The sequence below is a fragment of the Paenibacillus sp. 2RAB27 genome, assembly GCF_052115445.1.
Taxonomy (GTDB): Bacteria; Bacillota; Bacilli; order Paenibacillales; family NBRC-103111; genus Paenibacillus_E.
The window spans coordinates 36,634-50,743 of sequence record NZ_JBFRGR010000032.1 but is presented as its reverse complement, the minus strand read 5'-3'; the positions used below and the strand labels follow the sequence as shown (position 1 = coordinate 50,743).

General features: G+C 44.9%; 9 protein-coding genes. All 9 read right to left on the bottom strand.

What is annotated here, in order from left to right; genetic code table 11:
- Positions 1–78 precede the first annotated feature (78 nt).
- The 9 genes from nadA to spoIIE all read right to left on the bottom strand — a co-directional run bounded on the left by nadA (position 79) and on the right by spoIIE (position 13,874).
- Positions 79–1,017, bottom strand: coding sequence for a quinolinate synthase NadA (gene nadA, locus AB4114_RS28770; protein ID WP_056617922.1), 939 nt, complete (start codon positions 1,015–1,017; stop codon positions 79–81).
- A gap of 202 nt (positions 1,018–1,219) precedes the next feature.
- Positions 1,220–3,181 (bottom strand): ATP-dependent zinc metalloprotease FtsH, encoded by a 1,962-nt coding sequence (gene ftsH / locus AB4114_RS28765; protein ID WP_441991529.1) that lies wholly within the window; start codon positions 3,179–3,181, stop codon positions 1,220–1,222.
- Positions 3,182–3,278: 97 nt separating this feature from the next.
- The gene (hpt, locus tag AB4114_RS28760) at positions 3,279–3,818 is read right to left on the bottom strand and encodes a hypoxanthine phosphoribosyltransferase (RefSeq protein WP_441991528.1); all 540 of its coding nucleotides are present in this window, start codon (positions 3,816–3,818) and stop codon (positions 3,279–3,281) included.
- Positions 3,819–3,879: 61 nt separating this feature from the next.
- A complete protein-coding gene (gene tilS, locus AB4114_RS28755) occupies positions 3,880–5,307 on the bottom strand; it encodes a tRNA lysidine(34) synthetase TilS (protein ID WP_441991527.1) in 1,428 nt (475 codons plus the stop codon).
- 33 nt (positions 5,308–5,340) lie between these two features.
- On the bottom strand, positions 5,341–6,246 hold the full coding sequence (locus AB4114_RS28750; protein WP_441991526.1) for a protein kinase domain-containing protein: 906 nt from the start codon (positions 6,244–6,246) through the stop codon (positions 5,341–5,343).
- A complete protein-coding gene (locus AB4114_RS28745) occupies positions 6,230–6,952 on the bottom strand; it encodes a hypothetical protein (RefSeq protein WP_441991542.1) in 723 nt (240 codons plus the stop codon). Before AB4114_RS28745 ends, AB4114_RS28750 begins: the two co-directional genes overlap by 17 nt.
- A gap of 208 nt (positions 6,953–7,160) precedes the next feature.
- Positions 7,161–10,421 (bottom strand): collagen binding domain-containing protein, encoded by a 3,261-nt coding sequence (locus AB4114_RS28740; RefSeq protein WP_441991525.1) that lies wholly within the window; start codon positions 10,419–10,421, stop codon positions 7,161–7,163.
- A 157-nt stretch (positions 10,422–10,578) separates the two neighbouring features.
- Positions 10,579–11,289: a class D sortase gene (locus tag AB4114_RS28735; RefSeq protein WP_441991524.1), complete on the bottom strand. Its 711-nt coding sequence runs from the start codon at positions 11,287–11,289 to the stop codon at positions 10,579–10,581.
- Positions 11,290–11,381: 92 nt separating this feature from the next.
- Positions 11,382–13,874: a stage II sporulation protein E gene (gene spoIIE / locus AB4114_RS28730; RefSeq protein ID WP_441991523.1), complete on the bottom strand. Its 2,493-nt coding sequence runs from the start codon at positions 13,872–13,874 to the stop codon at positions 11,382–11,384.
- Positions 13,875–14,110 lie beyond the last annotated feature (236 nt).

Here is a 14,110-nt window from a genome sequence, read left to right as displayed (position 1 = left end):
TCCACAATTCGCCTATCGGATCGATACTAGCCTTGCTTTACGAGGGGACCTATTCACCGTACAAGAGAGTAGCGCATGCTACTTAACTTGTAACATGCGCTCTAAGGACAATCTCGCTTTATCTGCTACGTCTTCCGGTACATAAATCTCTGGTTGCATCGTCTCAAGACACTTCACGATTTTCTTCAAGTTGTTCACTTTCATATTAGGGCAAACTAAGTACTTCGTAGCAAAATGAAATTTCTTATTCGGGCTATCTAGACGCAACTGATAACCGGTTCCATCTTCCGTCCCTACGATAAACTCTTGGCAGTCGGACTCTTTGCAGTATTTAATTATCGCCGTCGTGCTGCCTACGAAGTCCCCAAGCTTCACTACTTCTGGACGACACTCAGGATGAACAACGAATTGTGCATTCGGATATTGCGCTCTCATTTCTTCTACATCTTTAACAGTCAGCATATCATGCGTGTTGCAATAGCCTTCCCAGATGATCACTTTTTTGCTTGTGAATTTTGATACATAGTCACCCAAATTTTTATCCGGTACCCAGATAATCTCATCTGAATCGACGGAATTGATGACATTGATCGCATTCGCAGAAGTACAACAAATATCGGTTTCGGACTTCACATCAGCCGAAGTATTAATATAAGCAACGACTTTGGCATTCGGATGCTGGCGTTTAAGGGCACGTAGACCTTCAACATTCACCATATCTGCCATCGGGCAACCAGCCCGTTCGTCTGGAATAATTACGGTTTTATTGGGTGCAAGAATCTTCGCGCTTTCCCCCATGAAATGAACACCACAGAATACGATGACATCCGCATCGGTTTGTGCCGCCTTCTGAGCAAGCAAAAAGGAATCTCCTCGAAAATCCGCTACCTCTTGAACTTCGTCACGCTGATAATAATGTGCAAGAATAATGGCATTCCGTTCTTTCTTCAATTGCAACAGTCGTTCTTTGAGCTCGCGGTTTTGTTCCGCTTTGCGCTCTAATGCTAAGGCTTCCATGGTGCTTCCTCCCCTATCTGGGACGTAAGAATCGTCTCAATCGTCTATCTAAAAGTAGTATGATCTAAAAGCAACAAAATTAGAGATTTACAACTAATTTACACATTCTCACATCGCCTGTCAATGCGCAAATACATTGAAAAAACTCGGAATTCCGTGCACACTGAACGTGTACAACGGATTTCCGAGTTCGCATTGCAACTTACTCTTCTGTTTGATCCGGCTTAATCTCTTTAACTTCTTTGTCTTTGTCAAATTCCAGCTTATTGCTTTCGCTAGCTTGACTTTGACCTTGAATTGTAACCTTAACATCTTCCTCATCCGTGCTAGCGTTAAGCTTGCCTTTTTCCAAGAGTTCGATGATTTCGTCTTTATCCAATGTTTCTTTCTCTAGCAATGTTTTGGCAACAAGGTGGATCTGATCCGCATGCTCCGTAAGAATTGTGCGTGCACGTTCGTAGCACGTACGAATAAAGCTTTGCATTTCTTGATCGATCTCGTAAGCAATCGCATCACTATAATTCTGCTCGTGTCCGATATCGCGGCCCAAGAATACTTGACCTTGGGAGCTGCCGAACTGCATCGGTCCAAGCTTATCGCTCATCCCGTATTCCATAATCATGCGACGAACGATTCCCGTTGCTTTCTGGAAGTCGCTGTATGCCCCTGTGCCAATTTCTCCGATGAACAATTCTTCGGAAACACGACCACCCAAGAGTCCAGTTACTTTATCCAGCAGCTCGTTCTTCGTTTGCATCATGCGATCTTCGCCTTCTTTAGGCAGCATCATCACATATCCGCCAGCGCGTCCGCGAGGTACGATCGTAACCTTGTGAACCATGTCCGCATTCTCCGCATGATAACCGATAATCGCATGACCCGCTTCGTGGTACGCTACGATACGTTTCTCAGCATCAGAGATGATACGGCTTTTCTTCTGTGTACCTACGATAATACGATCAAAGGCTTCTTCAACTTCCGCCATCGAAATATCTTTACGGTTACGACGAGCTGCAATCAAAGCTGCTTCATTCAACAAGTTCTCAAGATCAGCACCCGTAAACCCAGTTGTATAACGTGAAAGTGAATCTAGCTTCACATCTTTAGCAAGCGGTTTGTTACGCGCATGAACTTTCAATACAGCTTCACGGCCTTTGATATCCGGACGATCTACCGTGATTTKACGGTCGAAACGGCCTGGACGCAATAAGGCAGGGTCTAGAATATCAGGGCGGTTCGTTGCTGCTACGATGATAATACCTTCGTTCGCGCCAAATCCGTCCATTTCAACAAGCAATTGGTTGAGTGTTTGCTCACGCTCATCATGTCCGCCGCCTAAACCAGCGCCACGTTGGCGACCAACCGCATCGATTTCATCGATAAAGATAATACAAGGTGAATTCTTCTTCGCATTCTCGAACAAGTCACGAACACGGGATGCGCCGACACCGACGAACATCTCAACAAAGTCAGAACCGGAGATACTGAAGAAAGGAACGCCTGCTTCACCGGCAACAGCACGAGCAAGTAGCGTTTTACCTGTTCCTGGAGGACCATTCAATAGAACACCCTTAGGAATTCTAGCGCCAACTGCTGCGAATTTACGAGGATCCTTAAGGAATTCAACAACCTCGATTAATTCTTGCTTCTCTTCATCCGCACCTGCCACATCTTCAAATGTGACACGTTTCTTCTCCTCATTATACAGGCGCGCACGGCTCTTGCCGAAGTTCATTACTTTACCGCCGCCGCCTTGCGCTTGATTCAATAAGAAGAAGAACAAAATGAAGATAATGACGAATGGAATAATGGACGTAAGAAAGCTAATCCAAACGCTATCGCGTTCCATCGGCCCGTACTCTTCCGAAGGTACGCCGTTCGCTTCAATCATTTGTACAACTAACGGCTCATAAGGAGCATGTGTTTCAAAGCTCTTCTTATCCGCGCCATTAGGCGGGTTAATATACTTACCCTTAATCGAATAGGTATACCCATCGAACTTTAACACTACGGACTCTACATTTTTGTTTACAACTGCTTGTCGGAATTTATCGTAAGTGATTAACTCCTTCTGTTCATTCTGGGTACTGATGAAATGAACGATCCCCACGGTAACCAAAAATATAAGCAAATAAAAGCCGGTATTCCGGATAATTCGATTCATAACGAGCCTCCTCTCAAACGGCACACAATTATTATTTTACCACACTCCGGTAAAGCGCTACAACTTTAGTGCCTTAGTGCGCCTACGGAACATGACACTAGCTCGAGTAGATCTCTGGTTTCAATATGCCGATAAATGGAAGGTTACGATACTTCTCTGCATAATCCAGACCATATCCGACAACGAACTCATCGGGTAGCACATAACCCGCATAATCAGGTTCAAGCTCTACCGTTCTGCGTGCCGGTTTATTAAACAGCGCAACAACCGAGATTGTCTTAGCATTGCGACGTTCTAGCACATCTATCAGATAACTTAGCGTTAACCCACTATCGATAATATCTTCCACGATCAGGATATGACGCCCTTCCACGGGTACATCAAGATCTTTGATAATTTTAACGACTCCCGAGGATTTCGTGGATTGACCGTAGCTGGATACCGCCATAAAATCAAGTTCCAAAGGTACTCTAATTTGCTTTACAAGATCCGCCATAAAAATAAAAGCGCCCTTCAGTACACAAATAACCAATGGATTCTTACCTTCGTAATCAGCGGAAAGCAATTCCCCTAATTCTTTGATCTTGCCTTGAATTTGTTCTTCACTGTAAAGTACTTCTTGAATGTCGCTGTACAAGGATGAACCCCCTAGATTATATTATGAATCCTTATAAATTTACATTCTAGAAGAACGAAATTTACGTATGTTCCTGCAGCACTAGCTTCATATGAAGCACACRTTCTGTGTCTGGTCCGACCAAAGCGTGTTTGGACCTACGAAATCCAGCAATCCAGAGAATTCGTCCGGATGCGTCGACCAGTAGTGGGATGACCTCACGCCGAGTTAGTGGCATTTTGGCATCAATGAACATATCCTTTACCTTTTTGGACCCGTTTAAACCAAGAGGTTCCAATCGGTCTCCCGATCTGCGGCTTCTCAAACAAAGCGGCAATTCTACCTGGTCTACATCCAAAAATACGTCGCCATTATGGTCTGGTGATGAAGCAGCTGTCTCATACGCGCTTAAAGGCATCCATGAGTAGATCAATTTGGCGTTCATGTCCGGCAGGTCCAGCTCATTCGATGCTAACCGGATCTCATAAGCATAAGGCTTAGGATCTGGTGCAAGGGTCTGAAATTGAATAGATCCATATTCTCTCACAATATAAATCTGTTCATCCACTTGGAGGACTTGATTCGTCATCTGATCTTTAATCATTAACTCACGCACGCGCTCAATTCGTGTAAATACCAGCCGTTCCCTTTCCAAACAAAGACAGTTTAATATTAATTTAATCAAACGCCTTTGTAAAGCAACGTGAAGCTCGGCGAAATCACTCCGATTCAAGCGGCAGATGTTCGACTGAAATGTCACGATTCGGCGAAAAACCTTATCCGTTTCTGCATCCAAATAATCATTCTCAGCTTGCATCACATCCGTCAATCGATTGAGTGACTCTGGAAGTTGTTCATTATACTGTTTCAGCATTGGCATAAGATCTAGCCGAATCCGATTGCGGAAATACTTCCGCAGCTCATTGCTGCTGTCCTTACAATAGGTAATTTCGTGCTGAGCGCAATAATTCACAATATCTGATTTGTATATACGTAAAAAAGGACGAATCAGTTCCACTTTTTTTTCGCGCCTTCGTTCCGGCATGCCAACTAGCCCCGATGGACCTGTCCCACGCAAGATTCGCATCAACATCGTTTCAGCTTGGTCATCGGCATGATGGGCCAAAGCGATCCGTTGTGCACCGTACCGCTCAGCGACTCMATGGAGAAATTCATATCTTTTCTCGCGCGCTGCCGCTTGCCCATTTAAGGAAGCCTCCTCTATATAAGCAGGAACATCGATAACACCAATTTCACAAGGAAGGGCCAGCCCTGCCGCAAGCTCCGCAACGAAATCTGCTTCCGCATCCGATTCCACGCCCCTGAATTGATGATTCACATGGGCAACCACGATCGTCCACTGGTGGGTATTTGCAAGACGAAAAAGGACATGCAACAGCGCCACTGAATCAGGTCCCCCTGAAACCGCGACGACGATCACATCCCCTGCATCTGCAAGCTTTTCTTCCTCAATTCGTCGTTCCACTTTGGTAACAAGATCCGTATCCATCTCGCATTCCTTTCGGCCTTTTCTTCCCCTGCGCTACCAATACATATATATCGTTGCTCCACAAATAAAAATAGATGCAGCAAAACATATTTTAAGCCATGGCATTTTCAGCGTCGACTGTGCGACCTTCTTACCTGCAATCAGCTTTTTCCATTCCACAATCGCTTCTTCCGACGTATTAAACTCGCCGCGCAAAGCTTTATTCAGAAAAGGTGCCAACTGAGCAGCAACTGGATTTTCCCGCATTATTGACGTTAATTGATCTAACTCTCGGTTTTGAGGGAGAGTTTTGATAAAGCCAGCGAAGCGTTTGCGGTGATCTAGTGTTTTTAATAGTAAAATAGCAAATGAAAATAGATCGTAACTTTCCTCCGCAACCCGCTCCCCCATATTCCAAAACCCACGATCGTAGACTTCTGTTAATTGTTTAATCGCTCGTCCCTTGGGTGATACGCCCCCGAAATCAATGAGGTCCACATCGCCATAGTTAGAAACAATCATATTCTCGACCTTCAAGTCTCCAAATACATACCCACTCCTGTGGATTTCAGTGAGCTTCCGCAATAGGTTCGTGCCGATCACATATATCCAGTCTTGACTCCGCTTATGTATAAATTCAGAAAGAGTCACTCCCTCAATATATCGCATGACATAGAAGGAGATTCCTTTCCCTTGAACCATCATATCATCTGAATCAATCAAAAAGTTCTTAAAAGAATTCTCTTTCATTGAAATAGCAAGTAAGGAATTGATCTCTGACTGATGGTCAACCGTTTCATATCCAGCTTTAAGCGCAAATCTAGCGTTTCCCCTTCGAACAAGAGCAACAATGCCATTGGAGCCTGCACCTAATAAGCGTTCGACCACATACACGTGGCCATTCCACTTCCCCTTAATTACAGCCCCTGGGCGAAAGGCCTCATCATACCACGTAGTCACTCAGCATCCCTTCCTCAGTCGTCTTTGGTGAGAAAGGCTTCTCTGTCACGAACTGCAACGTTTGCAGCAATGCTGGACCGGTTGGTGTCGTACCCTTCATGTTTATTTTATAGAACATCTTGTCGACATTTGCAAGCTGATTCGTCCAACCATGATCCATTTCTAGTTCCTGATCACTCGATTTGGCAGATGGAAAATGGAATACAGCAAGCTCGCTCACGCCACTTCGGGCTCTTAAACTAAGCAAAAGGTCATGAATCGCTTCACGTACCGCGGCAAGCTTCGGCTTCATACTAGCACTTGCATCTATTAAAAGAGCAACACGTAGCGACGTGGTTTCACTCATATTATCAATAACTTGTACGACTTCAGCTCGCTTCTCTGGTGGCAATTGCTCTAATTGTGAAATCCCCAATATACTTTGCAGTTCMTTGCCCACAGCATGCTGGATGGTTGCATTAACGGTTTTCCGAGTCATCATTTGCACGGTATGCGATAGTTGTTCGGAATTAACAATCCGACTCATGCCACCGCCTGCTGCTGCAATCTCTCGAATCTCTTCTGAGCCAAGCACGCCTAACTCCCCATGATCAATCACACCAATGACATTCACAGCAACACCCTCTGCTTGTGCTTGTGCCGCTGCTATCACGGGACTTACGCCAACATTGGAACAACCATCTGTAATTAATAAAATTTGTTTCATCATAATCTTCTGCCTCCCTGACCGATAAGATTCGCTCTCTAGTAGTTTCATATCCTAGTTTTTCCATTTGTGAGAGTGTCTAATCATCTTGCAGGTAGGGATTACGAAAGGTATTTACTCGATTTTATCCTATAAAGCATATGTTAAGAACCAAATAAGCAGGGGGCATCCCCCTGCTTATTTGTAGCGTTAGTCAATCGCGATTAAGTTAGCGTCTCCTCCGAACTTTCCTTCCTAACATCATACCAAACAGCACGAAAGTTAAGCCAGCAAGCTTGACATAGAGATGGCTAGACTCACCCGTTACCGGCAATGTTGCAGGCTCCATAGTGGGAAGAGCCACCACACCAGGAGCGGAAGGTTTAGGTGACGGCACCGTCGCAGCCGGTGGTGAAGGCTTAGATGACGGCGTAATAGAAGGACTTGGTGTTATACTTGGTGTCGGTGTCGGTGTTGATGATGGTGTCGATGTTGGCGGTGGTGTCGGTGTCGATGTTGGCGGCGATGTTGGTGTTGGTGTCGATGCTGGCGTTTTGCTATTCGTATACGTCACCTTTTTATTCTCTGCCGGTTGTAGTGTAAATGGATGCTCACTTCCATCTAGAGTATACCCACTTGGTGCTGTGGTTTCCTTAATCACATAGTCTCCTGCAAGCAAGCCTCGGAAAAAGGCAATACCTGCTTCATTCGTCGTTTGCGTTTGAATTAAATTCTTCGTTTCACCAGACTTCCGGTAAAGCTCATAGATTGCTCCACTTAGAGGTAACTCTTTGTTAGAAGAATCTACCTTTTTCACTTCTAAGGACCCGCGGACACCATTTCCTGTGCCTGAACCCGAGGATACGCCTACCACAATGTCTGTGACGGTTTCTTTTGTAATCGTTTGTACATTATTTCCGCTGAAACTGACAGCATTGGTGATAGATTCCTGATCGCGGGCCGCTATGACAGATTGATATTCCAACACAAAAGCTGTCGAGATCAGACTCTTGAATTTTAAACGGAACGTCTGATTCCCTGTTGCATCTGTTTGAATATCAACGGTGTAGCCAACTCCCTTTACTAATTCAATGTCCTTGGTTAAATCACCATTGGCAGCTGCCTTCATACTGAACAAATGAAATGAATCCGACAGTAACACTTGATTGCTAGATGGCGTATCGAATATTTCCGCATCGGTTAGCTTCGATTGCCCCTGATTAACGGTAATCTGCCAGTTGATCTTATCACCGTTCTGTGAACCGTTCTTGCTCACGTATTCCCCACCATGAGGGATATTAACAGCTGCTGTAAGATCTTTAGACACTTGGGTTGAGCCATCAAATAGCTTCGCTGTATTCAACACCCGATTGGTTATCAACTGGTTCTCTAAGCTTGTAATAAAATCGATCGTATAAGCCTCTGAAATGGGGTCAAGAAAAGTAATGATAAGTTTTTTCTGAGGCGTAACCTCATAGTGGTACTTTGCAGGATCCACCAAATCACCTAGCGAATGGCCTCCGCTTGGAGCGATGAGCATTTTATGAATAACTAACGAGTTTTCAAGCAGGGTCTGACCAGACTCCAACATATCTTCAATTTTGGCTTCGGAAATGCTTTTGCCATTGTAATTAATCCCTACACTCCAAGTGATTTGTTTATTCACTGCGTTATAAGTACCGCTTTTAAATCCATTTTTCTTCACTTCGTTGTAGGGATTGAACTCCGCTGTCACTGTCTTCGTATGCGCTTGCTCTTGTCTAATCCAGTCGATTGTCGCCTGATTGGTGAATACATTTGCACTGCCCAATGGAAGTGCTAACTCAAGGTTGAACGCAGTATCATAAGTAATTTGTATAGGCTGAGAAATCGGATCGGTAAATGTCAGGGTGAATCCAACATCTGCGCCAATACTGCTATCAAGGGTGTAGTCTGCTGGACTAGTAAGGATAACATTCCCTTTCTTTACGACTAAGGAGTCTGGTATCAACCGTAGTCCCTTACTAGGAAATGTATCTGTTACAACGACGTGATCCATTTCCTGACTGTCACCATTAATGACGATTTGCCATCCCACTATCTTCGATTGATAGTTAACATCACCTCTCGTCTTTACAATACCAACTTGCGTATATGGCTTGGTAGCCGTAGTGCTGCTATTTTCTCCTGTGCTTACCTTATTAGTAAGAATTCCATCCTCATATATGGGACCTGTTGCTTTCGTTTTATAGATGATTTTATACGCAGAAGAGATGTCTTCTAGAAATTGCAATTTAAAGCCTGTTTTCCCCTCTCCCGTAAGTAAGGAAACCGTATATTTATCCGTTGGCACTTCGCCGGCGAGTGTTGGTACACCACTGCTGTTCAATGTCACCTTATATACATGAATTGTTCCTCCCACCAACTGATGAATATTATCAAATAAATCAGTTAGTACGGCCTCAGATTGAGAGATCCCCTCTTCTCCAGCGTTATATAAGATAGCCCATTCCATGGTCTGAGTTATTGGATCATACTTCGTCGCTTCCTTCATCAGCATGTTCCCACGTGATACACTAACTGTTGAAGAAGCTTGAACAGGTTCCTTGTTAGATCCAGAGAAACTGGCTGTATTCGTGAAGGAAGTCTTGAACATATCTGTAATTGGTGTTGAAAATTGAATACGATATGCAGACGTTATTGGACTCTCCGTAAACTGAACACGAAGAACCCCACCCTCGGTACTCACCGCATAGCTGCTACTGTCCAATTTCACCCCTTGTATGACCGTCCCATCGAGTTGCACATTTAATTGATAAACGGCAACCGTCACAGGAACAGCTAATCCCTGGATAATCGGATCCGTAACAACGGCATCCTGAACAGTATCCAACGTCTTGTTCACATCCACTGTCCAATCAATCGACTTCGCATTATAACTTAGAGGAGCACCAGATTTACTAATCGTTGAATCTACGTTAGGCTTGAACTTTATGGTAAATATTTGATCGCCGCTACGTATTGGAATCACAATCGTTTGTTCCGTAGTCCCTGTAATTTGACTCTTATTGAATTGCGTAAGGAAGCTCAACGTTCCCTTCAAATCATCATGACTCTCAATAAACTCGTTAAATGTAATCACCACATGATGACTATCTTTATCGGCATGGAAATTCCCTACTGTTGAACTGTTATCTATGACAAGGGCACCGCTTACATTGTTGAATAACACAAACTCCTGCGGCAGCGTAAAAGTAAATGTATCTCCGTTATGATAGCCATGACCATTTGGCAAAGACCAGGTGTAATCCAGCTTCGCTTGTGCATTCTGGTCATACACATTACCCGTTACAACTTGACCGTTACTATCGTATACCGCTAATGTAACACTATCTAGGATGCTGCCCGATATCTCAGTTGCATTCACCTGGCTTGAAAGGGTAATCCCATAAAGGCATTGCATAAACATCAAGAGCGCAATTAGCATAGCCTTCGTTTGTTTCTTCACCATCTTTGTTTAGACCTCCATTTCAGGTATGTACCTTGTCATAGGCAAGAAAAGTACTCTCAAAAAGGTTATGATACAAATTGTATCATATTGAACAACGAAAAATATAGCATGTATTGAAAATATGTCATTTCCATCCTTTCTATACGTGAACTTCTAACTATTCAACTAATTTCCCTTTCACAATAAGGCGATGCGTCGGGTCCACCATGGGATCACACGTAATTAATGTAATTTCCCGATTGCTATCTTTGCTTTGCAAGACCCACACATCCGTAGGTAGAACATATAACTTTTCCTCTACACGGTAAACGAATTTGCTACTCCCTGTATCTACTTCTATTACATCACCAGGGACAACTTCATCTAAGCGATTAAAATTCTTACCGTACGTCAAATTCCGATGCCCAGCAATCGCATAATTACCTATTGCGCCAGCTTTTCCTGTATTCGCAATACTAGCAACTGCGATTTTCATATTATCCATGGTCGCACCAGATAGAATGGGGAGTTTCAAATCAATTTTATCAATAGTTAGAACCCCTTCCATGTTCTTTAGTTTCGCAGGGGGAGGCTTTGCTGTCGCCGCAACCTTCACAACCGTGTCGCTCACGCTTGTGGGCTTTGCGGATTCAGACACCAATGGCTCGTTGGGCAATACACTTGCATCTGCTGAGGAAGTCACGTCACCCCCAACGGGTGAATTCGAAACTCCTGCGGCAAGTACCTCCTCATTTTCCTCTCCAATTAACTGATCCATTCCTTGCATATTGTCTTGCCATTGCTTCAAAATCTGATGTTGTTGATAACTTTCATATCGATCATTTATCGTGGGATACAGAAACAGACATACACCCAGAAGTATGAGCAATATGGCAAACATCCTCCTGATCATTCAGCTAACCGCCCTTCTCGACTGAAAAACCGCGCCGGCAAATGAGCCGGCACGGCTTATTAGAACCTTTAACTAACTGTTTTCGGACGCTCCATACGTGTAATACCCGGCCAACGGAACGTTGCCCACTCCGGCTGCCGCTTCTCAATACGTGCTACAACAACCGTCATATCATCCTGAATTTCCCCATGATGATGACGGAAAATACGCTCCAATAAGCAATCCGCGAAATCCTGCGGTAACGTCGTATCAATTTCCTGAATCATCCGCTTCATCCATATCTCCTTGTTCACAGCATGGCCCGGGGCATCAAAGATACCATCGGTCATCATGACTAGGATATCTCCTGATTGCAACGGAATGGAGACCAGATCAACATCAATCTCGCTCAAGATGCCTACCGGCAAATTGTTTGCCGAGATCGGGATAACCTCCGTGCCGCGCTTAATAAAGCTTGGTGTAGAGCCGATCTTCATGAATGTCGTATTAGCATTGTACATATCGATCAAGGCCATATCCACCGTGGCGTACATCTCATCCGATGAACGCAGCATCAACACCGAGTTCAGCGACTTGATCGCCAACTTCTCGTCCATGCCCGACTGCAGCAGCTGCTGCAGGATGCTAAGCGCCGTCTCGCTCTCCGCGCGGGCTCGCTCGCCATTCCCCATGCCGTCGCTCAGCGCAACGGCATACTTGCCATTGCCCAGCTCCACCGTGGAGTAGCTGTCGCCCGAGAAGAGATCGCCTCCCTTGGCAGCGCCGGCGACTCCGGTTTCCACCTCGTATTCCTTGGCGGAGCCGAATACGACCGTGCTGTAGCCCTCGCCGCGCGTGTGCATTTCCTCACGCATCACGGCGACATTCTCGCCGATGATTTCGCTCAGAAGCGGCGCGATGATCTTACGACATTCATCGAATCCCTTCGTATATTGATGGATGATTTCGATTTCGATGTTGCCTTCGTCTAAGGAAATCACATCGATGGTATGAATAGATAAGCCCAGCTCCTCTAGGGCATTACGAATTTGCTCTTCTTGGAGGAACAACTCCTGTCCTTCCCTTTTAATTTCCTTCGCTAAGTCTTCCATGACCTGCGAAACTCCTGATAGTTGGTCGGCAACAAGGTGCCGGCTATCGATGATCTGCTTTTTCCAATGCCTGTCATTCTTATATAGACTATATTGCTGCTTCATTACATCTAGCACTTGTTCCGTACGAATGCACACCTTCTTCCACTCAGGCGGAATCTGTTTCTTCGTCATACTCTCCTTCGTCTCGATTTGGCTCATCATATCCGTCATATACGTATAAGTCTGATAGAATTTCTGATCCCAGCACTGGCTCTTCTTCCAACAAGACTCACACGCCTTCTGGGTGACAGCATTCATGAAATGTCCGACATCTTCCTCCTTACGACTCACTTCATCTTCCGTCGTTAGCTGTTTAAAGCTGCGCGCCAACTGGCGGAACACCTCAGAGAACTGCTCTACGCGTCCAGCCGTCACATCCCGCACACGCTTCGCGTAATCCTGCTGCGATTTCAGATTCTCTTGGGTACCAGGCACATACTTAGCAAGCATGAGAATCACGCTGCGCGGCGTAAGCAGGAACAGGGCAACAGCCGCAAGAGATTCCCACGCCGAATTGATCATATCCACACTAGAACCCATATAGAAAGATAGAATAGATGATCCAATCAGCATCCCAAACGCAACCATCAAGCGATTCCCCTCTTTAAGGAGACCTGCAAGCATACCAGAGAAAGCAAGCAAACTCATCTGATAAATCGCATTGCTATTCGCAAGACTCAGGATAAGCCCCGTAACAACACCGACGGATGCCCCGAACGGTGCTCCTCCTACCAACGCAAACAGGAGTATCAAATAACGAGATAGCACATGCTCTATCGTGACAGGACCCACAAGCCAACCAACCGTACCCGTCATGACCGAAGCCAGTAAAATAATTAAACAAATAATCTCCTCATGTTTCAGATGATAGTTCTTGCGGGTAAGTGTAAATACAGGGATCGCTTGAATGAAAATGAGCGTCAGCACCAAACTTAGCAACGCTTCAACGGCAATCATCATCAAGGAGTACCACGTCAAGTTAGAAACAACCAACTCCGCAAAGAGCTGTACGAGGAACGTTGAGCTGAATACGAGGATCGGAGCTAACGAAACGTCAGATCGTTCATATTTCTCAAGTGCCTTCTGGATCCCTAGGAAGATAATAATTTCTGTCACCAGATAACCGGTGTTTCCATTCACTGCGAGCAAGCTACCTGCAAATGCAGCAATACCCACCCAATGCAAGATATCCTTTCTTGTAAAATAGATGACTGCGACAAACGCCAAAGCAAATGGTGATAACTGTTCCAGAATCATCGCCCGACCGAGCAAGAAGCCCATAACGATGAGCAGTAACGACCACTTCTTAGCAACAAAAGCTTGTACCCATCGATTCTCCACAGCTGCACTGTGAACGCCTACTTTTGTTTTCTGCCAAATTCCCGACCATCCGCTACCCATCACCGCGCCTAAGCTTCGTCTTTGCATATTCTCGAACACCATCCATTTCTTCCCTTATTTGTTACTCTAGTATAGAGACAATCTAGCAGAAAGTTTGTCAGAATGAGTTGATAGATTCAAAAAAATTTCCGACATGTCCCGATGTCTTTGTCAACAGGTCCCAGCCCTTGCCTGCTCTGGGTTCCTTATACTGAAAACGTTTCCAGAAGTCTGAATACCTCGAAACTTCGACCTGCATATGAGGGAGATACCCGTAACTCCAT

What these genes read in the sequence shown, in the direction of transcription:
- nadA (WP_056617922.1), bottom strand. Translation starts at nt 1,017, where the DNA reads ATGGAAGCCTTAGCATTAGAGCGCAAAGCGGAACAAAACCGCGAGCTC.
- AB4114_RS28740 (WP_441991525.1), bottom strand. Translation starts at nt 10,421, where the DNA reads ATGGTGAAGAAACAAACGAAGGCTATGCTAATTGCGCTCTTGATGTTT.
- spoIIE (WP_441991523.1), bottom strand. Translation starts at nt 13,874, where the DNA reads ATGCAAAGACGAAGCTTAGGCGCGGTGATGGGTAGCGGATGGTCGGGA.